This is a genomic window from Pseudomonas sp. 10C3 (assembly GCF_036346185.1).
Classification (GTDB): Bacteria; Pseudomonadota; Gammaproteobacteria; order Pseudomonadales; family Pseudomonadaceae; genus Aquipseudomonas.
The window spans coordinates 1-229 of record NZ_JASJVE010000241.1; the positions used below are offsets into that span (position 1 = coordinate 1).

General features: G+C 62.4%; 1 protein-coding gene. It reads left to right on the top strand.

From position 1 onward, the window contains the following. A partial coding sequence (locus QN399_RS26760) for a hypothetical protein (protein ID WP_330201991.1) occupies positions 1 to 229 on the top strand: 229 nt, incomplete at both ends.

Here is a 229-nt window from a genome sequence, read left to right on the forward strand (position 1 = left end):
GTGCAACTCGATGGCCTGCAAGAAACCCTGGCCCAGGCACTGGGCGGCCGCCAACTGCCGGACAATCGCGCTCACCTGGTGGGCATGCACGCCCAAGCGTTGGTCGACGCATTAGTCCCGCTGAACATGCGCGAGTACTCCATTGCCTCAATCCCTGAAGATGGCTCACTGCAATTGATCGTGCGCCAGGAGCGGCATGCCGATGGCAGCCTGGGGATTGGTTCGGGCT